This is a genomic window from Azospirillum oryzae (assembly GCF_008364795.1).
GTDB classification, from domain to species: Bacteria; Pseudomonadota; Alphaproteobacteria; order Azospirillales; family Azospirillaceae; genus Azospirillum; species Azospirillum oryzae.
Genome location: NZ_VTTM01000015.1, coordinates 95,101 through 118,135, shown reverse-complemented (window position 1 = coordinate 118,135; position 23,035 = coordinate 95,101). Strand labels below are relative to the sequence as shown.

The 23,035-nt window shown below is 68.5% G+C and carries 17 protein-coding genes; 9 read left to right on the top strand and 8 right to left on the bottom strand.

What is annotated here, in order from left to right:
• Nucleotides 1-60 precede the first annotated feature (60 nt).
• The 8 genes from FZ938_RS27435 to FZ938_RS27400 form a co-directional block, all read right to left on the bottom strand.
• A complete protein-coding gene (locus FZ938_RS27435) occupies nucleotides 61-1,581 on the bottom strand; it encodes a ribonuclease J (protein ID WP_246457938.1) in 1,521 nt (506 codons plus the stop codon).
• 279 nt (nucleotides 1,582-1,860) lie between these two features.
• On the bottom strand, nucleotides 1,861-3,687 hold the full coding sequence (locus FZ938_RS27430; RefSeq protein ID WP_149201434.1) for an IlvD/Edd family dehydratase: 1,827 nt from the start codon (nucleotides 3,685-3,687) through the stop codon (nucleotides 1,861-1,863).
• Between the two features lie 78 nt (nucleotides 3,688-3,765).
• Entirely contained in the window at nucleotides 3,766-5,787 is a 2,022-nt protein-coding gene (locus tag FZ938_RS31430) for a methyl-accepting chemotaxis protein (protein ID WP_149201433.1), read from the bottom strand.
• Nucleotides 5,788-5,826: 39 nt separating this feature from the next.
• Nucleotides 5,827-6,765: a Gfo/Idh/MocA family protein gene (locus FZ938_RS27420; protein ID WP_149201432.1), complete on the bottom strand. Its 939-nt coding sequence runs from the start codon at nucleotides 6,763-6,765 to the stop codon at nucleotides 5,827-5,829.
• Nucleotides 6,766-6,794: 29 nt separating this feature from the next.
• On the bottom strand, nucleotides 6,795-7,994 hold the full coding sequence (gene mmsB / locus FZ938_RS27415) for a multiple monosaccharide ABC transporter permease (RefSeq protein ID WP_149201431.1): 1,200 nt from the start codon (nucleotides 7,992-7,994) through the stop codon (nucleotides 6,795-6,797).
• A complete protein-coding gene (gene mmsA, locus FZ938_RS27410; RefSeq protein ID WP_149201430.1) occupies nucleotides 7,991-9,586 on the bottom strand; it encodes a multiple monosaccharide ABC transporter ATP-binding protein in 1,596 nt (531 codons plus the stop codon). The genes mmsB and mmsA overlap by 4 nt, the downstream gene beginning before the upstream one ends.
• A gap of 84 nt (nucleotides 9,587-9,670) precedes the next feature.
• On the bottom strand, nucleotides 9,671-10,759 hold the full coding sequence (gene chvE, locus FZ938_RS27405; RefSeq protein WP_149201429.1) for a multiple monosaccharide ABC transporter substrate-binding protein: 1,089 nt from the start codon (nucleotides 10,757-10,759) through the stop codon (nucleotides 9,671-9,673).
• Between the two features lie 165 nt (nucleotides 10,760-10,924).
• A complete protein-coding gene (locus FZ938_RS27400) occupies nucleotides 10,925-11,917 on the bottom strand; it encodes a LysR family transcriptional regulator (RefSeq protein WP_149201428.1) in 993 nt (330 codons plus the stop codon).
• A gap of 187 nt (nucleotides 11,918-12,104) precedes the next feature.
• Here FZ938_RS27400 and FZ938_RS27395 point away from each other — a divergent pair, with 187 nt between their 5' ends.
• The 9 genes from FZ938_RS27395 (at nucleotide 12,105) to FZ938_RS27355 (ending at nucleotide 23,031) form a co-directional block, all read left to right on the top strand.
• On the top strand, nucleotides 12,105-12,986 hold the full coding sequence (locus tag FZ938_RS27395) for an SMP-30/gluconolactonase/LRE family protein (protein ID WP_149201427.1): 882 nt from the start codon (nucleotides 12,105-12,107) through the stop codon (nucleotides 12,984-12,986).
• A gap of 35 nt (nucleotides 12,987-13,021) precedes the next feature.
• On the top strand, nucleotides 13,022-13,948 hold the full coding sequence (locus FZ938_RS27390) for a dihydrodipicolinate synthase family protein (RefSeq protein ID WP_149201426.1): 927 nt from the start codon (nucleotides 13,022-13,024) through the stop codon (nucleotides 13,946-13,948).
• Between the two features lie 25 nt (nucleotides 13,949-13,973).
• Nucleotides 13,974-15,554, top strand: coding sequence for an aldehyde dehydrogenase (NADP(+)) (locus FZ938_RS27385; RefSeq protein WP_149201425.1), 1,581 nt, complete (start codon nucleotides 13,974-13,976; stop codon nucleotides 15,552-15,554).
• A 178-nt stretch (nucleotides 15,555-15,732) separates the two neighbouring features.
• Nucleotides 15,733-16,887, top strand: coding sequence for a porin (locus FZ938_RS27380; protein ID WP_149201424.1), 1,155 nt, complete (start codon nucleotides 15,733-15,735; stop codon nucleotides 16,885-16,887).
• A 464-nt stretch (nucleotides 16,888-17,351) separates the two neighbouring features.
• Complete coding sequence (gene ytfQ / locus FZ938_RS27375) at nucleotides 17,352-18,323, top strand: galactofuranose ABC transporter, galactofuranose-binding protein YtfQ (RefSeq protein ID WP_149201423.1); 972 nt, start codon at nucleotides 17,352-17,354, stop codon at nucleotides 18,321-18,323.
• Between the two features lie 79 nt (nucleotides 18,324-18,402).
• Nucleotides 18,403-19,947, top strand: a complete 1,545-nt coding sequence (ytfR, locus tag FZ938_RS27370) for a galactofuranose ABC transporter, ATP-binding protein YtfR (protein WP_149201422.1) — start codon at nucleotides 18,403-18,405, stop codon at nucleotides 19,945-19,947.
• Entirely contained in the window at nucleotides 19,944-20,987 is a 1,044-nt protein-coding gene (locus tag FZ938_RS27365) for an ABC transporter permease (RefSeq protein ID WP_149201421.1), read from the top strand. Before ytfR ends, FZ938_RS27365 begins: the two co-directional genes overlap by 4 nt.
• Nucleotides 20,984-21,970 carry a galactofuranose ABC transporter, permease protein YjfF gene (gene yjfF / locus FZ938_RS27360; RefSeq protein WP_149201420.1) on the top strand — a complete coding sequence of 329 codons (987 nt, stop codon included), beginning with the start codon at nucleotides 20,984-20,986 and terminating at the stop codon, nucleotides 21,968-21,970. The genes FZ938_RS27365 and yjfF overlap by 4 nt, the downstream gene beginning before the upstream one ends.
• Nucleotides 21,970-23,031, top strand: coding sequence for an aldose epimerase family protein (locus FZ938_RS27355; RefSeq protein WP_149201419.1), 1,062 nt, complete (start codon nucleotides 21,970-21,972; stop codon nucleotides 23,029-23,031). Before yjfF ends, FZ938_RS27355 begins: the two co-directional genes overlap by 1 nt.
• Nucleotides 23,032-23,035: the final 4 nt, after the last annotated feature.

Below are 23,035 nucleotides of genomic sequence, written 5' to 3'. Positions count from 1 at the left end.
TGGAACACTCCACATGGCCCGTTCGCTTTTGTCCGTCTGGAAAGGGAAGGCGGGTTGCGGTCAGGCCGCGACGCGCTCTTCCTCCGCATCCACCGCCACCGGCGGGATCCAGGGGATCAGGTCACGCCCGGTGTTGGCGAGGCGCTTCGGCTCGATGCGGCCGATGACGCGGGTGCCTTCCTTGGCGATGCGCAGGATGTCGCCGTCTTCCGGAACCAGGGCGCGTTCGACGCCGCAGGAACGGGCGAGGCGGGCGTGGGCTTCCATATGCTCGATGGTGCCATGGACCGGCACGGCGAAGCGCGGGCGGACCAGACCATACATGCGGGCGAGGTCGTCGCGCTTCGGGTGGCCGGAGACATGGACCGGCGCATCGGCCGGGGTGACGATCTCAACGCCCATGCCGCGCAGATGCTCGTGGATTTCGGCCAGAGCCTCCTCGTTGCCGGGGATGGCGCGGGCGGAGAAGATGACGGTGTCGCCCTCTTCCAGCCACAGCTCGCGGTGCTCGTTGCGGGCCAGACGGCTGAGCGCCGCCCGTTCTTCGCCCTGGCTGCCGGTGCACAGGAACACGAGGTGGTCGCGCGGGGTCCAGGAGGCCTCGCGGACATCCATGAAGTCCGGCACATGGTCGAGATAGCCGCAGGCCTGCGCCGCCTTTTCCATGCGCAGCATGGAGCGGCCGACCAGAACCACCTTGCGCCCGACCGCCGCCGCCGCTTCCGCCACCGCGGTCATGCGGGCGACGTTGGAGGCGAAGCCGGTCACCGCGATGGCGCCGGAACGGCCAGCGAAGGCGCCGATCAGGCCGGCGCGGGCGTCGGCCTCGGACCCGGTGGAGCCGGGCACGTCGGCGTTGGTGCTGTCGCACATCATGGCGAGCAGCCCTTCGTCGCCCAGGCGCTTGAGTGCTGCGAAATCGGTGCTGCGGCCGACCAGCGGGTTGGGATCGAACTTCCAATCGCCCGTGTGCAGGACCGTGCCGGCCGCCGTGCGGATCGCCAGCGACATCGGTTCGGGGATCGAATGGGTGACGGCGATGGTCTCGATCCGGAAGGGACCGATGTTCAGCGTGTCGCCGATCTCGAAGGTCTGCACCTTTGCGGCGCGGTGGGCGCCCTTTTCCTTCAGTCGGTCCCGGATGATATGGGAGGCGAAGGGGCTGGCATAGATCGGGCAGCGCAGGCGCGGCCACAGATGGTGGATCGCGCCGATATGGTCCTCGTGCGCATGGGTCACCACCAGGCCGACGACGTCCTGCATCCGCTCTTCGATGAAGGCCGGATCGGCCATCAGGCTGTCGATGCCCGGCGCCTCGTCGCCCATGAAGGCGACGCCGGCGTCGACGATCAGCCATTTGCCGGCGTGACCGTAGAGCGCCATGTTCATGCCGATGCGGGAACAGCCGCCCAGCGGAAGGAACAGGATCTCGTCCTTGCCCGGAACCGGGCCGGTGGGGCCGCCGCCATGGACCGGAATGGTCGCCGGGCGGGAGCCGTCGAAGTCGTCACGCGGACGCGGGTTGCGGTTGCGTGCGCGGTTGTTCGGCGCCATCCGGCGCCGCTTTGAATCAAACGTCATGCCTCTGTCGTACGTCTCACATAAGCCGGCATTCGACGCTGCCGGACGGGCGTGCATCGCTCGTCGATGCGGATCTCGGGGGTGGGAGGACCCGGCCGGAGGCGCCTTGGCGGCGGCCGTCGGACGGCTGGGATCGAATGTTTCGTGAAGGCTTATGTGGGCAAAGGGAGGCGTACGTCAAGGGCGCGCGTGAAAAGTCACACGAAATGGTGGGGCATTGCTGGGATGCGTGGGGGCAGAGGCGGGGAGGGGGCGCACGTTTGCGCCCCCGATGCTCTGTCAATGATTGTCGCGCGGGATCCCCATCGTCTGCGCCACGCGCTGGTATTTGACCGCCGGCTTCAGGACCATGCCTTCGTCCAGCTGGTCGACGATGCCGCGCTGGATTTCCTGCCACGGCGTCTGCGACGGCGGGGCGGGGTAGCCGCCGGCGGCCTCCAGGGTGGCCTTGCGGTCGGCCAGTTCGGCTTCCGAGATCAGGATGTCGGCGCTGCCGCGGCGCAGGTCTATCCGTACGCGGTCGCCGGTGCGCAGCAGACCGAGGTTGCCGCCGGCCGCCGCCTCCGGCGAGGCATTGAGGATGGAGGGCGAGCCCGACGTGCCGGACTGGCGGCCGTCGCCGATGCAGGGCAGGGAATGGATGCCCTGCTTGATGAGGTCGGCGGGGGGACGCATGTTCACCACCTCCGCGGCGCCGGGGTAGCCGATTGGGCCGGCGCCGCGGATGACCAGGATGGTGTAGGCGTCGATGCCCAGCGACGGGTCGTCGATGCGGTGGTGGTAGTCCTCCGGACCGTCGAAGACGACGACCTTGGCTTCGAAGGCTTCCGGGTCCTTCGGGTTGGAAAGGTAGCGCTCGCGGAACTCGTCGGAGATCACGCTGGTCTTCATGATGGCGGCGTTGAACAGGTTGCCGCGCAGAACGACGAAGCCGGCGTTGATCTTCAGCGGGTCGTCGATCGGGTGGATGACGCGGGTGTCGAGGATCTCGGTGTTACGGCAGTTTTCGCCGATGGTGCGGCCGTTGACGTTGGGGGCGTCCTCGCGGATCAGGCCCTTGGTCATCAGCTGGGCGACGACGGCCGGCACGCCGCCGGCGCGGTGGAAGTCCTCGCCCAGATATTCGCCGGCGGGCTGGAGGTTGACCAGCAGCGGAATGTCCAGGCCATGGGTCTGCCAGTCGTCCACCGTCAGCGGCACGCCGATGTGCTTGGCGATGGCGTTGATGTGGATCGGCGCGTTGGTCGAGCCGCCGATGGCGGAGTTGACGACGATGGCGTTCAGGAAGGCGTCGCGGGTCAGGATGTCCGACGGCTTGATGTCCTGGCGCACCATCTCGACGATGCGCTTGCCGGTCTCGTAGGCGGCCTGCTGGCGCTCGCGGTAGGGCGCGGGGATGGCGGCGGAGCCGGGAAGCTGCATGCCCAGCACCTCCGCCAGCGAATTCATGGTGGAGGCGGTGCCCATCGTGTTGCAGTAGCCGGTCGAGGGAGCCGAGGAGGCCACCAGCTCGATGAAGCCCTGATAGTCGATCTCGCCGGCCGCCATCATCTGGCGGGCCTTCCACACGATGGTGCCCGACCCGGTGCGCTCGCCGCGGAACCAGCCGTTCAGCATCGGGCCGACCGACAGGGCGATGGCCGGGATGTTGACGGTGGCCGCCGCCATCAGGCAGGCCGGCGTGGTCTTGTCGCAGCCGATGGTCAGCACCACGCCGTCGAGCGGATAGCCGTGCAGAACCTCGACCAGGCCGAGATATGCCAAGTTGCGGTCGATGGAGGCGGTCGGCCGCTTGCCGGTTTCCTGGATCGGGTGGACGGGAAACTCGATGGCGATGCCGCCGGCGGTGCGGATGCCTTCGCGCAGCCGTTCGGCCAGAACCAGATGGTGGCGGTTGCAGGGGCTGAGGTCGGACCCGGTCTGGGCGATGCCGATGATCGGCGCGCCCGACTGCAGCTCCTCCCGCGTCAGGCCGAAGTTCAGGTAACGCTCCAGATAGAGCGCGGTCATGTCGGGGTTGGCGGGGTTGTCGAACCACGCGCGCGACCGCAGCCGACGCTCTGAACCGTTGGCGCTGGGGGGGAAGGGGGGCTTCGTCTCGGACATATCGACACCGGTTTCAGGTTGGGGCGCGGACCGGACGGCCCGGCGCCGGAGTTATGGTTGCGTCTCGTAAGGGCGGCGTCAGGCTGCGCGCATGTCGGCCAGGAAGCGCGACACGCAGCCGCGCAGGTCGTCGGCCTCGCCGGACAGGCCGTCGGCGGCGGATTTGACCTGACGCGAGGCGTCGCTGGTGGCCTGGAAGGCGTGGGTCACGCCGGTGATGTTGTCGCGGACATCCTGGGTGCCGCGGGCGGCGCGCTGGATGCTGCCGCTGATCTCTTGGGTCGCGGCCCGCTGCTCGCCGATGGCGCTGGCGATGGTGGTGGAGACCTCGTTGACCTCGCCGATCACCTTGGTGATCTCGGTGATGGCGCCGGCCGCCTCGCTGCTGACGCGCTGGACGGCGGCGATCTGGGTCTCGATCTCCTCGGTCGCCTTGGCTGTCTGGGCGGCGAGGCTCTTGACCTCGTTCGCCACCACGGCGAAGCCGCGCCCGGCCTCGCCGGCACGTGCCGCCTCGATGGTGGCGTTCAGTGCCAGCAGGTTGGTCTGGGCGGCGATGGAGCCGATCAGCTGCACCACGTCGCCGATCTGGCGGGCGACGCCGGTCAGGCTGCGCACCGTCTCGTCGGTGATGCGGGCGATGCCGACCGCCTGCTCGGTCACCTGGGCGCTGTGGGCGACATGCTGGCTGATGGCGGCGATGGAGACGGCGAGTTCCTCGGCGGCGGCGGCCACCGTCTCGACGCTGCCGGTGGTCTCGCCGGAACTGCGGACGGCGTCGCCGGCCAGACGGCTGGTCTCGTCGGTCGTCGATTGGATGGAGTGGGCGGTCGATTGCAACTGGGATGCTGCGCTGGCGACGCGGCCCAGCGTGCTTTCCACCATCCGCTCGAACTCCTGGGTCAGGCGGTCGATGCGTTCGCCGCGGCGGACGCGGGCCTCATGTTCGGCGGCCTTGTCGGCGGCCATGCGGTCGGCCTCGATCAGGCCGGCCTGGAAGACCTGCACCGCCTTGGCCATGCCGCCGATCTCGTCGCGGCGGTCGAGGCCGGGGATGGCGACGGAGCGGTCGCCGCCGGCCAGACGGGTCATGGCGTCGGTCATGGCGACCACCGGGCGCGACAGGCTGCGGGCGATCAGCACCGCGGCGGCAAGGCCGAGGATCAGGCCGGCGGCCGACGCGATGGCCATCGCCCGGCGATAGCCGGCGATGTCGGCAGTGGTGTCGGCGCGCAGCTGCTGTTCGTCGGCGACGCCCTGGTCGGTCAGGGTCCGCGCCTGCTCGCCGATGGCGGTGCCGAGCGGGGTCAGCGTGTCGTTCACCAGGGCGTCGCGGCGCTGCGTCGTCTCCACCAGCCGGTCGAAGCCGGCGGCATAGCCGTCGAGCGTCTTGAGGAAGGCGGCGACCAGCCCGCGCAGGGCCGGGTCGGTCAGCGTCTTCGCCATGGTGTCGCCATTCTGGGCGGCGGTCTTCAGCTCCGTCCGGGTGGCGGTGGCGAGGCCGGCGGTGCCCTCCCCCTGGAAGCGGGCGGCGACCGTGCGGGCGGCCTGGACATGCATCGCCGCCTGGGCCGCTAGGTTCAGCGCCTCGACGTTGCCGCTGCCCTTGGCGTTGGTCAGGATGGTGCTGAGCATGGTCTGCAGCTTCGACCCGTATTTCGCCACCTCGGCCACCGCCTCGCTGCGCTGGGCGTGGGCGGCGCGGACGGCGGCGAAGCTGTCGCCATATTGGGCGACGCGCGCCTTCATCTGTTGCACAGAAGCCGTGTCGCCGCTGCCGGACAGGCGCTGGTCGACGGCGGCGACGAGGTTGGCGGCCTCCGCCGACAGGGAGGCGACGGCGTCGGCATCCTCATCGCGGCCGTTCAGCAGGAAGGCTGTGGTCTTCAGCCGCATGTCCAGCATCAGCGTCTGCATGCGGCCGAGATCGACCACCTGCTCCGCCAGCACGCCGTTGCGGCGCACCACCGTCTCCGTCTCCGACAGGGCGTTGATGCCCACCCCGGCGACGGCGGCGAGGAACAGCAGGATTCCGGCGCTGCCGGCGGTGATCCGGTGGCCGATGCGGGTGCCGATTTGCACACGGGTGGCGATGGACATGCGGGACCTCCCTGTTGCCGGACCCTCTCCCGGGGCCTTCTACCAGTCGAAGGAGTCGGTGCGGTGCCAGCGCCCGACCATGCAGGCGTCGGCGACCAGCGACAGCGGACGGCCGTCGACGTCGCTCGCCCCATCGCCGATCAACCGGTGGAAGTGGCGATAGATGCGCTGGTACTCGGTGTCGGGCTCGGCCAGCACCGGCACGCCGTCCGCGAACAGGCGGGTGCCGCCATGGGTGAGGTCGAGGCGCCCGTCCGCCGTCTCGATGACGATGGACCAGGTCTGCTCGCCCTGCTGGAGGAAGTCGAAGTCGGCGGTGACGCGGCCGATGCGGGATCCGGGGGCCGCACCCATCTCCAACGTCGCGGCGATCGGCGTGTCGCGGTTGGCCGGGACATGGAGGTCGGCGGCGCGGACGAAGACCGGGGCGGGCAGGATGTCGGTCAGGATCGACAGGGCGTTGATGCCGGGATCGAAGACGCCGAATCCGCCGGCCGCGAAGATCCAGTCCTGGCCCGGATGCCAGCGCCGCACATCCTCCTTCCAGGTGATGGCGACGCTGCTGATGGTGGCATCCGCCAGCCGGCGGCGGGTTTCCTCCACCGCCGGGTTGAACTGCGAATGCCAGGCGGTGAACAGGGTGCGGCGGGCGATGTCGGCCTCCGCCACCAGATCGTGAAGCTCCGACAGGGTGGCGGCGGGGGGCTTCTCGATCAGCACATGCTTGCCGGCGCGGAGCGCCTCCACCGTGAGGCCGTGGCGGACGGCGGGCGGGGTGCAGAGCGCCACGGCGTCGAGATGGGGCAATGCCGCCAGCATCTCCGCCTGGGAGCGGAAGGTCGGAACTCCTTCGGTGCCGGCGCCGTCCGGGCTGACCACGGCGGCGAGATCGAACAGGCCGGTGGCGGCAATCGCCGGGATGTGCTGGTCGCGGGCGATCTTGCCCAAGCCGACGAGACCGAGGGTGGGGAGCGTCATGGCGGTAAGTCCGGTCGGGGCGGAAAGCCTCAGGCCTTGCCCTTGTTGTAGACGTCGAAGCAGACGGCGGCGAGCAGCACCAGACCCTTGATCACCTGCTGCCAGTCGATGCCGATGCCGACGATCGACATGCCGTTGTTCATCACGCCCATGATGAAGGCGCCGATCACCGCACCGGTCACCCGGCCGACGCCGCCCGAGGCCGAGGCGCCGCCGATGAAGCAGGCGGCGATCACGTCCAGCTCGAACGACACGCCGGCCTTCGGCGTCGCGGTGTTGAGGCGGGCGGCGAAGATCAGGCCGGCGAGTGCCGCCAGGACGCCCATGTTGACGAAGGTGTAGAAGGACAGGCGGCGGGTATCGATGCCCGACAGCTTGGCCGCCTTCTCGTTGCCGCCCAACGCATAGATGCGCCGGCCGATCGTGGTGTCGCGGGTAACGAAGGCGTAGAGGCCGATCAGCAGCGCCATGATGATGAGGACGTTCGGCAGGCCCTTGTAGGTGGACAGCAGCCAGCCGACATAGGCGACCACCGCGAACAGCCCGGCGCTCTTCAGCACGAACAGGACCAGCGGCTCCTGTTCGATGGCGAAGCGGTGGCGGCGCATGCGGGCGGCGACGCTGAAGGCGATCAGGATCGCCGGGGTGGCGAGGCACAGCACCATCGTGGTGGTGTGAAAGCCCTCGGTGCCGAAGATGTCCGGGATGAAGCCGGAGCTGAGGCGCTGGAACTCAACCGGGAAGGGTCCGACCGACTGGCCGGCCAGCAGCGCGAGGCTGAGGCCGCGGAAGACCAGCATGCCGGCCAGCGTCACGATGAAGGACGGTATGCGGAAGTACGCGACCCAGTAGCCCTGGGCGGCGCCGATGGCGGCACCCGCCGCCAAGCTGACGATGGCGGTGGGGATGAAGTGCCAGTGGAACTGCACCATCAGGATGGCGGCCAGCGCGCCGATGAAGCCGACGATGGAGCCCACCGACAGGTCGATGTGCCCGGCGACGATCACCAGCAGCATGCCCAGCGCCATGATGACGATGTAGCTGTTCTGCAGCACGAGGTTGGTCAGGTTCAGCGGCTGCAGCAGCGTGCCGTTGGTCATGTACTGGAAGAACGCCACGATCGCCAGCAGCGAGATCAGCATGCCGTAATCGCGCATGTGGCTCTTCAGGAACTTGGCCATCGAGGCCTGGCGCGGCGGCGCGGCCGGCAGGTTCAGTTCGGCGCTCATTGCAGGGACTCCAAAGCACCATTGTTCAAGGCGGCAGCGGCGACGGCGGCGCGCGCCGCCGTGGCTTTCGAGGCGGACGACATGATGGCGTGCATGATCTTTTCCTGGCTGGCCTCGGCCGCCGGCATCTCGGCGACCAAAGCGCCTTCGTTCATCACATAGATGCGGTCGGCGACACCCAGAAGCTCCGGCAGTTCCGAGGAGATCAGGATGACGCCGCGGCCCTCGGCCACCAGCTGGTTGACGATGGTGTAGATTTCATATTTGGCGCCGACGTCGATGCCGCGGGTCGGCTCGTCCAGGATCAGCACCTTCGGGTCGGCGAACAGCCATTTGCTGAGCACGACCTTCTGCTGGTTGCCGCCGGACAGATTGACCGTCTGCTGGAACACGTCGGAACAGCGGATGCGCAGGCGGCGGCGGAAGTCGTTGGCGACCTCGATCTCGCGCTCGTGGTGGATGACGCCGCGCTTCGCGACGCCGTTCAGATTGGCCAGCGTCACGTTGTGGCGGATGTCGTTGTCCAGCACGAGGCCGTAATGCTTGCGGTCCTCGGTGGCATAGGCGAGGCCGTTGCCCATCGCCTTGGCTATCGTGGACACGTCGATCTCGCGCCCGTCGAGGAAGGCCTGGCCGCGGATGTTGCGGCCGTAGGAGCGGCCGAACAGGCTCATGGCGAATTCGGTGCGGCCGGCGCCCATCAGCCCGGCGATGCCCACCACCTCGCCCCGGCGGACATGCAGGTCGATGTCCTTGACGACGCGGCGGCCGGCATGGATGGGGTGGTCGGCGCTCCAGCCCTTCACCTCGAACAGGATGTTGCCGGGGTTGCTGGTGCGGCGCGGATAGCGGTCGGCGAGGTCGCGGCCGACCATGCCCTTGATGATGCGGTCCTGGCTGATCGGCGCGTCGTGGCAGTCCAGCGTCTCCACCGTTGTGCCGTCGCGCAGGATGGTGACGCGGTCGGCGACCTTGGCGATCTCGTTCAGCTTGTGCGAGATCAGGATGGAGGAGATGCCCTGTTCCTTGAAGCGCAGCAGCAGGGCCAGCAGCGCGTCGCTGTCGCTCTCGTTCAGGCTGGCGGTCGGCTCGTCCAGGATCAGCAGCTTGACCTCCTTGGACAGGGCCTTGGCGATCTCGACCAGCTGCTGCTTGCCGACGCCGATGTCGGTGATCAGCGTCTCCGGCGAATCGGTCAGGCCGACCATGCGCAGCAGTTCGCGCGCGCGGGCGGTGGCGGCGACCCAGTCGATCCGGCCCCGTTTCGCCTGCTCGTTGCCGAGAAACAGGTTCTCGGTGATCGACAGCAGCGGAACCAGCGCCAGTTCCTGGTGGATGATGATGATGCCCAGCTTCTCGCTGTCGGCGATGCCGCGAAAGGCGACGGGCTGGCCGCGGAAGCGGATCTCGCCCTCGTAGGTGCCGTGCGGGTAGACGCCGCTCAGCACCTTCATCAGCGTCGATTTTCCGGCGCCGTTTTCGCCGATCAGCGCGTGGATCTCCCCCTCGCGGACCGAGAGGTTGACGTTGTCGAGCGCCTTGACGCCCGGAAACGTCTTGGTGATGCCGCGCATCTCAAGAATGCTGTCCATGGATTAACCTCTGACCGCCCGACCTTCCGCAAGGCGAGGCGCGGGAGGGGATGCCGGATGGCGCCCCGCTCCCGCGCCGTTCACTCACTTGATCTGCGATTCCTTGTAGTAGCCGCCGTCGACCAGCACCTGCTTCCAGTTCGTGGCGTCGACCAGCACCGGCTTCAGCAGATAGGAGGGGACGATTTTCTTGCCGTTGTCGTAGGTCTTGGTGTCGTTGACCTGCGGGGTGCGGCCGGCCAGCAGGTCGTCGACCATGCCCACCGTGACCTTCGCCAGTTCGCGGGTGTCCTTGAAGACGGTGGAGCGCTGCTCGCCCGCCAGGATCGACTTGACCGACTGCACCTCGGCGTCCTGGCCGGTGACGACCGGCATCGGCTGCGCCGCCGAACCGTAGCCCACACCCTTCAGCGACGAGATGATGCCGATGCTGAGGCCGTCATAGGGCGACAGCACGGCGTCGACCCGCTTGTTGCCGTAATAGGCGCTCAGCAGATTGTCCATGCGGGCCTGGGCGACCGCGCCGTCCCAGCGCAGGGTGGACACCTTGTCCATGCCGACCTGGCCGCTGCCCACCTTCAGCTTGCCGCTGTCGATGTAGGGCTGCAGCACCGACATGGCGCCGTTGTAGAAGAAGTAGGCGTTGTTGTCATCGGGCGAGCCGCCGAACAGCTCGATGTTGAACGGGCCCTTGCCGTCCTTCAGCCCGAGCGCCTTCTCGATGTAGGAGGCCTGGAGGACGCCGACCTGGAAATTGTCGAAGGTGGCGTAGTAATCGACGTTGGCCGAGCCGCGGATCAGGCGGTCGTAGGCGATGACCTTCACGCCGCGCTCCGCCGCCTTCTGCAGCACGTCGGTCAGCGTCGTCCCGTCGATGGCGGCGATCACCAGAACCTTGTCGTTCTTGGTGACCATGTTCTCGATCTGGGCGAGCTGGTTGGGGATGTCGTCCTCTGCATATTGCAGGTCGGTCTTGTATCCCTTCTCCTGGAAATACTTGACCATGTTGTTGCCGTCGTCGATCCAGCGCGCCGACGACTTGGTCGGCATGGCGATGCCGACGGTCGGCTTGTCCTGGGCCGTGGCCGGGACGGCGGCGCCGGCGACGACGATCAGGCCGACGGCGAGGCCGGCCAGTTTGGAGCTGAAGGAAGTGCGCTTGGCAGACGACATGGACCGGAATCCTCCCCGTTACTACGGCACGCGATACGCCGCCCCCGCGTTCTGTAGCGCGGATGGCGTTGGACGCGATGGTTTGTGTCCCTAGCAATCCTCCCTTTTCCCATAACTGTCAAATATGATTATTCGGCAAATCGATATGCATTTCGGTATCGGTCGTCACTGTGCGGCGGCAGTGGTGGGAGAGGCTGCGGCGACGAGGCGCATCTTCAGTTCCGACGCCGCGCGTACCGCCGACAGCACGGTGCGGGCGCCCGGCGACAGCGGCCGGTCCTTCAGCCAGAAGATGCCGTAGGGCTCGACGCTGAAACGCTTGTGGAAGGGCATGATGGCGCAGCAGCCGCTGGGCGAGAACACCTGGGCCAGCGCGCGGGCGAAGACGGTGATCGACTCGGTTTCCGCCACCATCGCCATCGAGATGACGGGAGAGGCGCTTTCGATCACCCGGTGCGGCAGCCGGGCGCCTTCGGCCCGGAACAGCGCCTCCACCCGGTCGCGCAGCAGCGTGCCGACCGGCTGCAGGATCCAGGTGGCATCGGACAGGTCGGCGGCGGTCAGCGGACGGCCCAGCTGCAGAAGGGGGTTGCCCTCGCGGCAGATGAAGCACAGTTCCTCGCTGCTGATCTCCTGATATTCGAAGGCGGTGGGGTCGTAATGGCCGGGCAGGCGGCCGATGGCGAAATCCATCACTCCCTGGTGAACGCGGTCGGCCAGCACGTCGCTGGTCTCCACCGCCACCGCGACCTTCAGATTGGGATGCTCGCGGGTCAGGCTGCTGATGACCGGGACCACCAGTTCCACCGCCGGGGCCATCACCGTGCCGATGGAAACCCGGCCACTGTGGCCGGCGAGCAGGGCGTTCAGCTCCTCCCCCGTCTCCTGCAGCTCGCTGAGGATCATCCGGGCGTGGCGGATCATGAGGCTGCCGTACCAGTTCGGCTCGATGCCGCGGCCATGGCGGTCGAACAGCTCGATCCCCAGCGTTTCCTCCAGATCGCCCAGCAGTTTGGAGGCGGCGGGCTGCGACATGTTCAGGCTGGCGGCGGCGCGGTGCAGGTTGCGGTGTTCATCGAGCGCCGCGAACAGCTGGAGATGGCGCAGCTTCAGCCGCGCCTTCTGGAACCAGTTCGGTGAAAAGCGTTGCGGGGTCAAGGGGGTATGCCTCCGGTGGGGCAGCGGCGCCGGGATTGGGGATGTCGGGATACGACATTTGATATCGCAAACGCCGATCTTCATATTGGACGATTATCAAGTGGCCCCTTATCGTTTGGGCCGTCAACAAATTTTGAAAAGGCCGCCGGCGAATGGCGGTCCGCCAGGGTGAGGGGGGTCGAGCGGTATGGCGCAGGAAGCGCGGTGCGTCTGGCAGGCTCGGGCGCTGCTGGGGGAGGGTCCGCTCTGGTCCCCGCGGCAGGATGCCGTGTATTTCGTCGATATCCGGGGCTCCCGCATCCTGCGCCACGGTTTGTCTGATGATTCGCAGGCGGGCTGGGAACTGGATGATGCCGCCTGCTGGCTGGTGGAGAGCGCCGACGGCGATGGCTTCATCGCCGGGCTGCGCTCGCGCCGTGTGGTCCGGCTGCGGCTGGAGCCGGGGCAGGCGACGGTTGCCGAGGAGATCGCGCGGATCGAGCCGGACATGCCGGGCAACCGCCTGAACGACGGCAAGGCCGACCGTGACGGCCGGCTGTGGGTCGGCAGCATGGACGATGCGGAGGAGGCGCCGGCCGGCAGCTTCTACCGGATCGACGGCGACGGTTCGGTCACGCGGGTCGATCAGGGCTACACCGTCGCCAACGGGCCGGCGCTGTCGCCGGACGGGCGGACGATCTACCACACCGACAGCGCGGCGCGGACGGTCTACGCCTTCGACATCGGCGCCGACGGCAGCCTGTCGGGCAAGCGCGTCCACATCCGCTTCACCGAGGCGGACGGCTATCCCGACGGCATGACCTGCGACGCCGCGGGCGGGCTGTGGATCGCCCATTGGGACGGCGCCCGGGTCAGCCGCTTCCGCCCCGACGGGACGCTGGATCGCGTTATCGCGCTGCCGGTGTCCCGCGTCACCTCCTGCGTCTTCGCCGGTCCCGATCTGGATCGGATGTTCATCACCACCGCGGCGCATGGCCGGGACGAGGAACCGCTGGCCGGCGCGCTGTTCGAGTGCGACCCCGGCGTGCGCGGCCTGCCGGCTTGCGGGTTCGGACCCGCCTCGCGCTGACCGCCGACTGGATTTCGATAGAGGATACTTTCGCCATGCCGCCCAGCGCACGCCCCTATCGCGGCGTCTTCCCCGTCGTCCCCACCATCTTCACCGAAGCGGGAGAACTGGACCTCGACGGTCAGAAGCGCTGCGTCGACTTCATGATCGACGCCGGCTCCACCGGCCTGTGCATCCTCGCCAACTTCTCCGAACAGTTCGTGCTGACCGACGACGAGCGCACGGTGCTGATGGAGACGATGCTGGCCCATGTCGCCGGCCGGGTGCCGGTGATCGTCACCACCACCCATTTCAGCACCCGCGCCTGCGCCGACCGCAGCCGCCGCGCCCAGGATCTGGGGGCCGCCATGGTGATGGTGATGCCGCCCTATCACGGCGCCACCATCCGGGTGCCGGAGGCCGGCATCGTCGAGTTCTTCCAGCGGGTGTCGGACGCCATCGACATCCCGATCATGATCCAGGACGCGCCGGTCAGCGGCACCTCGCTGTCCGCGCCTCTGCTGGCGCGGATGGCGCGGGAAATCGCCAACGTCTCCTACTTCAAGATCGAGGTGCCGCAGGCGGCGGCAAAGCTGCGCACGCTGATCGAACTGGGCGGCGACGCCATCGAAGGCCCTTGGGACGGCGAGGAGGCGATCACGCTGCTGGCCGACCTCGACGCCGGGGCGACGGGGGCGATGACCGGCGGCGGCTATCCCGACGGCATCCGGCAGATCGTCGACCCCTATCTGGCGGGCGACCGCGAGGCGGCGGTGGCGGCCTATGGGCGCTGGCTGCCGCTGATCAACCACGAAAACCGCCAGTGCGGCATCGCCACCGCGAAGATCCTGATGAAGGAGGGCGGCGTCATCACGTCCGACGCGATGCGCCACCCGACGGCCAATCCGCATCCGATGAGCCGCGAAGGGCTGCTCGACGCGGCGCGGCGGCTCGATCCGCTGGTGTTGCGCTGGGCGCGCTGAGCGGCTTCCAAGGAGAAGACCCCACATGACCATCACCGGCGAGATGCTGATCGGCGCGAGCGCCCACCGCGGCGGCCAGGGCGGGTTCCGCGCCGTCGACCCCGCCACCGGCGAGGCGCTGGACCCCGTCTTCGGCGGCGGCGGCGCGGCCGAGGTGGAGCGTGCCTGCGCGCTGGCCTGGGCCGCCTTCGACGGCTTCCGCGAGACCGGCCTGGAGCAGCGCGCGGCCTTCCTGGAGACGGTCGCCCAGAACATCCTCGACATCGGCGACGACCTCATCACCCGCGCCATGGCCGAGAGCGGCCTGCCGCGCGCCCGGCTGGAGGGCGAGCGCGGGCGCACCGTCGGCCAGCTCCGCCTGTTCGCCCAGGTGGTGCGCGAGGGCAGCTGGATCGAGGCCCGCATCGACCCGGCCCTGCCGGCGCGCACGCCGCTGCCCCGATCCGACATCCGCCAGCGCCACATCCCGCTGGGGCCGGTCGCGGTGTTCGGCGCGTCGAACTTCCCGCTCGCCTTCTCGGTGGCCGGCGGGGACACCGCGTCGGCCTTCGCCGCCGGCTGTCCCGTCGTGGTCAAGGGCCATGGCGCCCATCCCGGCACCTCGGAACTGGTCGGCCGCGCCATCCAGGCGGCGGTCGCCTCCTGCGGCCTGCCGGAGGGGGTGTTCTCGCTGCTGTTCGGCACCGGCAACGAGATCGGCACGGCGCTGGTCGCCGATCCGCGCATCAAGGCGGTGGGCTTCACCGGCTCGCGCCGCGGCGGGCTGGCGCTGATGGAGGTGGCGTCCCGGCGGCCGGAACCGATCCCGGTCTATGCCGAGATGAGCAGCATCAACCCGGTCTTCCTGATGCCGGCGGCGCTGGCGTCGCGCGCCGAGGCGCTGGGCAAGGCGTTCGTCGCCTCGCTGACCATGGGCGCCGGGCAGTTCTGCACCAACCCCGGCATCCTGCTGGGCGTCGAGGGGCCGGACCTCGACCGCTTCGTCGATGCTGCGGTTGCGGCTCTCGGCGGCAGCACGGCTTCGACCATGCTGACGCCGGGCATCCATGCCGCCTATGACGCCGGCGTCGCCAAGCTGGCCGGCAGCGGCGCGGTGACGACGCTGGCGCGCGGTCTGGCCTGCAGCGGCCCGAACCAGGCGCAGGCGGCCTTCTTCACCACGACGGCGGACGCCTTCCTGGCCGACACCGAGTTGCAGGAGGAGGTGTTCGGCGCCGCCTCGCTGCTGATCCGCTGCCCCGACGTGGCGGCGATGACGGCGGTGGCGGAAAAGCTGGAAGGGCAGCTGACGGCAACCCTGCAGATGGACGCGGCGGACAAGGCGGCGGTGGCCGGACTGATCCCGACGCTGGAGCGCAAGGCCGGCCGCATCCTGGCGAACGGCTGGCCGACGGGGGTGGAGGTCTGCCACGCGATGGTGCATGGCGGCCCGTTCCCGGCGACCTCGGACCCGCGCAGCACCTCGGTCGGCACGCTGGCGATCCGCCGCTTCCTGCGCCCGGTCTGCTACCAGGACCTGCCGCCCGACCTGCTGCCGGAGGCCTTGCGCGACGGCAACCCGCTGGGGCTGTGGCGGCGGGTCGACGGGACGCTCGGAAAGGACTGACCGACACCAGCAACCCGCAACGGCTGCGTCAGAGGGAGCGCTGACGCAGGGCAAACCGTCGGAACCGGCCGCGTGCCGGATTCGGCGGCCGGGGACGGCGTGCGTCCGCGCACCGCCGAAGCATCGCTCCCGCACACGGTACCGAAGCAAGAACAAACCGCATTAAGAGGAAACCCTGATGGTGAGATCCGCTCTGCTGCTTGGCGCAGCCACCCTTTCGCTCGTCTCCGTCTTGGGAGCCGGCCCGGCCTTCGCCCAGTCCAAGTTCGACGTGGTCATCGGCGGCGACGCCTATTTCGAGGCCGGCTATGTCGACCAGGACCGTGACGCCGGCCTGCGCTCCACCGAGTTCCGCAACCGCCTGCGCCTGCTGGTGACGCCGAAGGCCAAGGCCGACAACGGGCTGGAATACGGCGCCCGCCTGCGCCTGCTGGCCGAGAACGGCACCAGCAACGCCCGCACCGCCACCTACGACCGCGCCTTCCTGTTCGTCAACGGCAGCTTCGGCACCGTGCATATGGGCGTGGAAAACGGCCCGTCCGACGACAGCGGCATCATCGCCCCGTCCGACTGGGGCACCGGCGGCGTCGACGGCTCCTTCCCGTCCTGGCTCGGCAACAGCGCGACCAACGCGCCGGTCACCATCGGCAACATCCGCGCCCTGATCTCCGGCAACAGCGCCACCCGCGCCACCTACTGGACGCCGGAGATCGCCGGCTTCAAGCTCGGCGCCTCCTACCAGCCGTCGTCGGACAGCAGCGGCACCGACGTCAACCGCTCCAAGTTCGCGCTCGCCTCGGCCAACCGCACCGGCGCCTATCGCGACGTCTACGAGGTCGGCGGCACCTATACCAACAGCTTCGGCGGTGTGGCGATCAACGGCAGCCTGTTCTATCTGGGCGGCAAGGCCAAGGACTCCAGCCTCACGGGGGCGAGCTTCGACGATCTGTCCTCCACCCATGCCGGCCTGACGGTTGCCTATGGCGGGTTGAAGGTCGGCGGCAGCTATGCCTGGTCGGGCGACAGCGGCTATGCCAAGTCCAGCACCGCCGGCATCGTCAGCCGCGAGAAGCAGGATGTCTGGACTGTCGGCGCGCAGTACACCTTCGGGCCCACCACGCTGGGCGTCGGCTACCTGAACGCCAAGGACGCCGGCGACCTGACCGTGCGCGGCCGGTCCAAGTTCGAGCTGATCACCGTCGGCGCCAAGTATGTCGTCGCCCCCGGCTTCGCCATCGGGCCGGAATACAACCACTTCAAGCTCAGCTCCGACGTCGCCGCCAACAGCGACAAGGGCGACATGTTCCTGGTCCAGGCCAATCTTGCTTTCTAAGGGCCTTGCTTTCTAAGGGCCTCGCCTTCTGATACCGGCCGGTTGACGTCCTGGCCCTTTCTTTCGGCTTCGCGCCGCCCGCGGTGTTTCTCTCCATCCCGCCGCGGCGGTTGCGTCCCGGCGCGCTCTCCCTCGGGTGCGTCGGCCCTGTTCCGGACTGGAGCAGGGTCACCTCACGGCCGGGCGGCCCTGCGCTGCCCGGCCGTTTTTTCGACCTGAGCTTGGGCCTGATTTTTAGGCCGGCCATATTCTTTTAGGCATCATGCAGGTCGAGAATCGTATTGGACAGTTATGGTTCTGTGTACTTAAAGTAGGCATGACGAACAATTTCGGACCGGGCTGCGATCAGGAAATTCAGCGCCCCGTCCCGTCGCCTGCCGCCATCCAGCAAGCACTGCAAAAAATCGCCGCCTCAGAACCTCGCCTTAAAAACCTCGCCTTAAAAACCTCAGGGAGTGAAACGGATGTCCAGGAAATGGGTGATCTCCGCCGCCACCGCCGCGGCGGCGCTGTTCATCGGGTTGGGCGCCGTCCAGGCCGCCGATGCCAAGAAGCTGGTCGTCGGCTTCTCGCAGATCGGGTCCGAATCGGGCTGGCGCGCGGCCGAGACGAAGACCGCCAAGACTGAAGCCGAGAAGCGCGGGATCGACCTCAAGATCTCCGACGCCCAACAGAAGCAGGAGAACCAGATCAAGGCGGTGCGCTCCTTCGTCGCCCAGGGCGTCGATGCGATCTTCATCGCGCCGGTGGTGGCGACCGGCTGGGATTCGGTGCTGAAGGAGGCCAAGGAGGCGAAGATCCCGGTCATGCTGCTCGACCGCCAGATCGAGACCAAGGACCAGAGCCTCTACATGACCGCCGTCACCTCCGATACCGTGCATGAGGGCCGGGTGGCCGGCGAATGGCTGGCCAAGCAGACCGGCGGCAAATGCGCGGTGGTGGAACTGCAGGGCACCGTCGGCTCGTCGCCCGCCATCAACCGCAAGAAGGGCTTCGACGAGGTCGTCGCCAAGAATCCGGGGATGAAGATCATCCGCACCCAGTCCGGCGACTTCACCCGCGCCAAGGGCAAAGAGGTGATGGAAAGCTTCATCAAGGCCGAGAATGGCGGCAAGGGCATCTGCGCCGTCTATGCCCACAACGACGACATGGCGGTCGGCGCCATTCAGGCGATCAAGGAAGCCGGCCTGAAGCCGGGCAAGGACATCCTGGTCGTGTCCATCGACGGCGTGCCCGACATCTTCAAGGCGATGTCCGAAGGCGAGGCCAACGCCACGGTGGAGCTGACGCCGAACATGGCCGGCCCGGCCTTCGACGCGCTGGTCGCCTACAAGAAGGACGGCAAGATGCCGCCGAAGTGGATCCAGACGGAATCGAAGCTGTTCACGCCCGACACCGCCAAGGCCGAGTATGAGCGCCGCAAGGACGCTTATTGATCGGGGGTGAAATCTCCCTCTCCCCCCCGGGGAGAGGGGATTCTCCACACATTTCATTGCGCTTCCGGCGAGGTCCGTCATGACGGCGTCCACCGCTCCTCCTTCAACGCCGCTGCTGGCGATCCGCGGGCTGTCCAAGGCCTTCCTCGGCGTCCAGGCGCTCGACGGCGTCGATTTCACCCTGCGCCATGGCGAAATCCATGCCCTGCTGGGCGAGAACGGCGCCGGCAAATCGACGCTCATCAAGACGCTGACCGGCGTCTACCAGCGCGACGGCGGAACCGTGGCGCTCGAGGGGCGGGAGATCGCGCCGCGCGGGGTGGAGGAGGCGCAGCGCCTGCACATCGGCACCGTCTATCAGGAGGTGAACCTGCTGCCGAACCTGTCGGTGGCGGAAAACCTGTTCCTGGGGCGCCAGCCGATGCGCTGGGGTTTGGTCGACCGCGGCGCCATGCGGCGGCGGGCACGTGCCATCCTGATGCCCTACGGCCTGTCGATCGACGTGACGGCGCCGCTCGGCCGCTTTTCAGTGGCGACCCAGCAGATCATCGCCATCGCCCGCGCGGTCGACATGTCGGCCAAGGTGCTGATCCTCGACGAACCGACCGCCAGCCTGGACGCACAGGAGGTGGCGGTGCTGTTCAAGGTGATGCGGACCCTGCGGTCGCGCGGGATCGGCATCGTCTTCGTCACCCATTTCCTCGATCAGGTCTATGAGGTCTGCGACCGCATCACCGTGCTGCGCAATGGCCGGCTGGTGGGGGAGCGGCGGACGGCCGAGCTGCCGCGCCTGGATCTGGTCGCCATGATGCTGGGGCGCGAGCTGGAGGCGGCGGCGCACCGCATCGACCTTGGCCCGGCGGAGCTGGACAGCCGTCCGCCGCTGGCCAGCTTCAAGGGATTCGGCAAGGCGCGGAGTGTCGAGCCGTTCGACCTCGACATCCGTCCGGGCGAGGTGGTGGCGCTGGCAGGATTGCTGGGATCGGGGCGGACGGAGACGGTGCGGCTGGTCTTCGGAATGGACCGCGCCGACCGGGGCGAGGCGACGGTGGACGGCCGGACGATCCGGCTGAAAGGCCCGCGCGACGCCGTGCGGCTCGGCTTCGGCTTCTGTCCGGAGGACCGCAAGAAGGAGGGCATCGTCGGCGAACTGTCGGTGCGGGAGAACATCATCCTGGCGCTGCAGGCGCGGCAGGGCTGGCTGAAGCCGATCCCGCGCCGTCGGCAGGAGGAGATTGCCGACCGCTTCATCCGCCTGCTCGACATCCGCACGCCGGACGCCGAGCGGCCGATTCAGTTGCTGTCCGGCGGCAACCAGCAGAAGGCGCTGCTGGCGCGCTGGCTGGCGACCGAGCCGCGGCTGCTGATCCTCGACGAGCCGACGCGCGGCATCGACGTGGGCGCGCATGCCGAGATCATCCGCCTGATCGAGCGGCTGTGCGCCGACGGCATGGCGCTGCTGGTGGTGTCGTCGGAGTTGGAGGAGATCGTCGCCTACAGCCGCCGGGTCGTCGTGCTGCGCGACCGCCGCCATGTCGCGGAACTGAGGGGAGGGGAGGTTAGCGTGGAGCGCATCGTCGCCGCCATCGCGTCGGAGACGCCCAATATGGAGGTGCGGCAATGACGCTGTCCGCTCCCGGTCCGGCGCGCAACCTGCCGCAATATGGCGCGCTGGTCGCCGTTCTGCTGGCCAACTGGCTGCTGTTTCCCGATTTCTTCGCGATCCGTCTGCAGGACGGCCGGCTGTTCGGCAGCCTGATCGACGTGGTGAACCGCGGCGCCCCGGTGGCGCTGCTCGCCATCGGCATGACCATGGTCATCGCGACGCGCGGCGTCGATCTGTCGGTCGGCGCCGTCATGGCGATCTCCGGCGCGGTCGCCGCCACAATGACCGGTGCCGGATGGGGACTGCCGGCGGTGTTGGCGGCGTCGCTGGCCGCCGGGCTGCTGTGCGGGCTGTGGAATGGGCTGCTGGTGGCGGTGCTGCGCATCCAGCCGATCATCGCCACCCTGATCCTGATGGTCGCCGGGCGCGGCATCGCCCAGCTGGTGACGGAGGGGCAGATCGTCACCTTCACCAGCCCGGCGCTGGCCTTCATCGGCGGCGGGTCCTTCCTGACCGTGCCGATGCCGGTGGTCATCACCATCGCGCTGCTGGCGGTCACGGCGCTGCTGGTGCGGGCGACCGCGCTGGGGCTGATGATCGAGGCGGTCGGCATCAACCGGCTGTCCAGCGCCGGGGCCGGCGTCAACACGCCGGTGATTCTGGTCGCCGTCTATGTCTGGTGTGGGCTGTGCGCCGCGGTGGCCGGACTGATCGTCACCGCCGACATCCGCGGCGCCGACGCCAACAATGCCGGGCTGTGGCTGGAGCTGGACGCCATCCTGGCGGTGGTGGTCGGCGGCACGTCGCTGCTGGGCGGGCGGTTCGGGCTGGTGCTGTCGGTGGTGGGGGCGCTGATCATCCAGGCGATGAACACCGGCATCCTGCTGAGCGGCTTCAAGCCGGAATTCAACCTGATCGTCAAGGCGGGCGTCCTGCTGGTCGTCCTGCTGCTGCAATCGCCGACGCTGACCCTGTTCCTGCCGCGTCCCAAGGGCGCCCGGCCGATGGGCGCGGTCAAGCCGCCGGTGGCGCCGACCAGCGGAGGGGCAAAGCCATGACCAGTGCACTCCAGCGGTTCCTTCCGCTGATCGTCACCACCGCGGTGCTGGTGGTCGGGTTCCTGATGTGCGCGGCGCAGTTCCCCAACTTCGCCTCCTGGCGGGTGGTGGGCAACCTTCTGACCGACAACGCCTTTCTCGGCATCACCGCGATCGGCATGACCTTCGTCATCCTGTCCGGCGGGATCGACCTGTCGGTGGGGGCGGTGATCGGCTTCACCACCGTGCTGCTCGCCGTGCTGATCGAGCATGGCGGCTGGCACCCGCTGGCCGCCTTCGCCGTCGCGCTTATCGCCGCCGGCGGATTCGGCGCGGCGATGGGCGGGGTGATCCATGTCTTCCAGATGCCACCCTTCATCGTCACGCTGGCCGGGATGTTCATCGCCCGTGGGCTGGGCTTCGTCCTGACCACCGATTCGGTGCCGATCAACCATCCGCTCTATGGCGAGTTGAACGACATCGCGCTGCGCTTCGGGGCGGGGGGCAAGCTCAGCCTGCCGGCGATGCTGATGCTGGGGGTGGTGGTCGCGGCGGTGGTGCTGGCACACTGGACCCGTTTCGGCGCCAACCTCTATGCGCTGGGCGGCAACCGGCAATCGGCGGAGCTGATGGGCGTGCCGGTGGGGCGGACGACCGTGGCGGTCTATGCGCTGTCGGGGCTGCTGGCCGGGCTGGCGGGGATCGTGTTCTCGCTCTACACCGGCGCCGGCTATTCGCTGGCGGCGACGGGGGTGGAGCTGGACACCATCACCGCGGTGGTGATCGGCGGCACCCAGCTGACCGGCGGCTATGGCTATGTCGTCGGCACCTTCGTCGGCGTGCTGATTCAGGGGCTGATCCAGACCTACATCACCTTCGACGGCACGCTCAGCAGCTGGTGGACCAAGATCGCCATCGGCGTGCTGCTGTTCGTCTTCATCCTGTTGCAGAAGGGTCTGCTGACGGTCTGGGCCGGCCGCGGCGGCGAACCGGCGGAGGCGTGATGCCCATCGAAAGTTTCCTGTTCGATACGTATGAAGGCCGGCCGGTGGAGGGGTTCATCCTGTCCGCCGGTGGGCTGGAGGCGACCGTGATCGCCCACGGCGCCCGGCTGGTGCGGATGATGGTGCCCAACCGCGACGGGACCGGCGCCGATGTGGTGCTGGGCTTCGACCGGTTGTCCGATTACCTGGCGAGCGACGCCTATTTCGGCGCCACCTGCGGCCGGTACGGCAACCGCATCGGCGGGGCGTCCTTCACGCTGGACGGCGTGCGCCATGAGCTGGCCGTCAACGAGCCGCCGAACCAGCTGCATGGGGGACCGGAGGGGTTCGACCGGCGGATCTGGGCGGCACAAGTCGATGAGGCGGAGAACGCCGTTACCTTCACGCTGGTCTCTCCGGATGGCGACCAGGGCTTTCCCGGAACGCTGACGGCGAGCACGCGCTACCAGCTGAGCGACGACGGGGTGCTGGACATCCGCATGACGGCGGTCTGCGACCGGCCGACCGTCGTCAACCTCGTCCATCACAGCTACTGGAACCTCGGGGGTCATGCGTCGGGCGATCTGCGCGACCATCGGCTGACGGTGCGCGGCGGCTTCACAACGCCGGTCGGCGCCGACCTGATCCCGACGGGGGAGGTGCGGCCGGTGGGCGGCACGGCCTTCGACCTGCGCAGCGATATGGGGCCCGGTGATATGGGGCGCGGCGGGGTAGAGCTGGGCGAGGCGCTGGCGGCGGTTGGCGGCTTCGGCTTCGACCACAACTGGTGCCTGGAGGGGCCGGTGGGAGAGCTGCGGCCGGTGGCGATGCTGGAGCATCCGGCATCGGGCCGGTGGATGGAGCTGGCGACCGACCAGCCGGGGCTGCAGGTCTATACCGGCGGCTATCTCAGCGAGAAAATGGTGGGGAAGGGCGGGCAGCCCTATCGCCGCTTCGCCGGGCTGGCGCTGGAGAGCCAGCGGTTTCCCAATAGCCCGAACATCGGCCATTTCCCTTCGGCTCGGCTCGACCCCGGCGAAACCTACCGGCATCGGATGCGGCTGCGATTCGGGGCGGACTGAACGG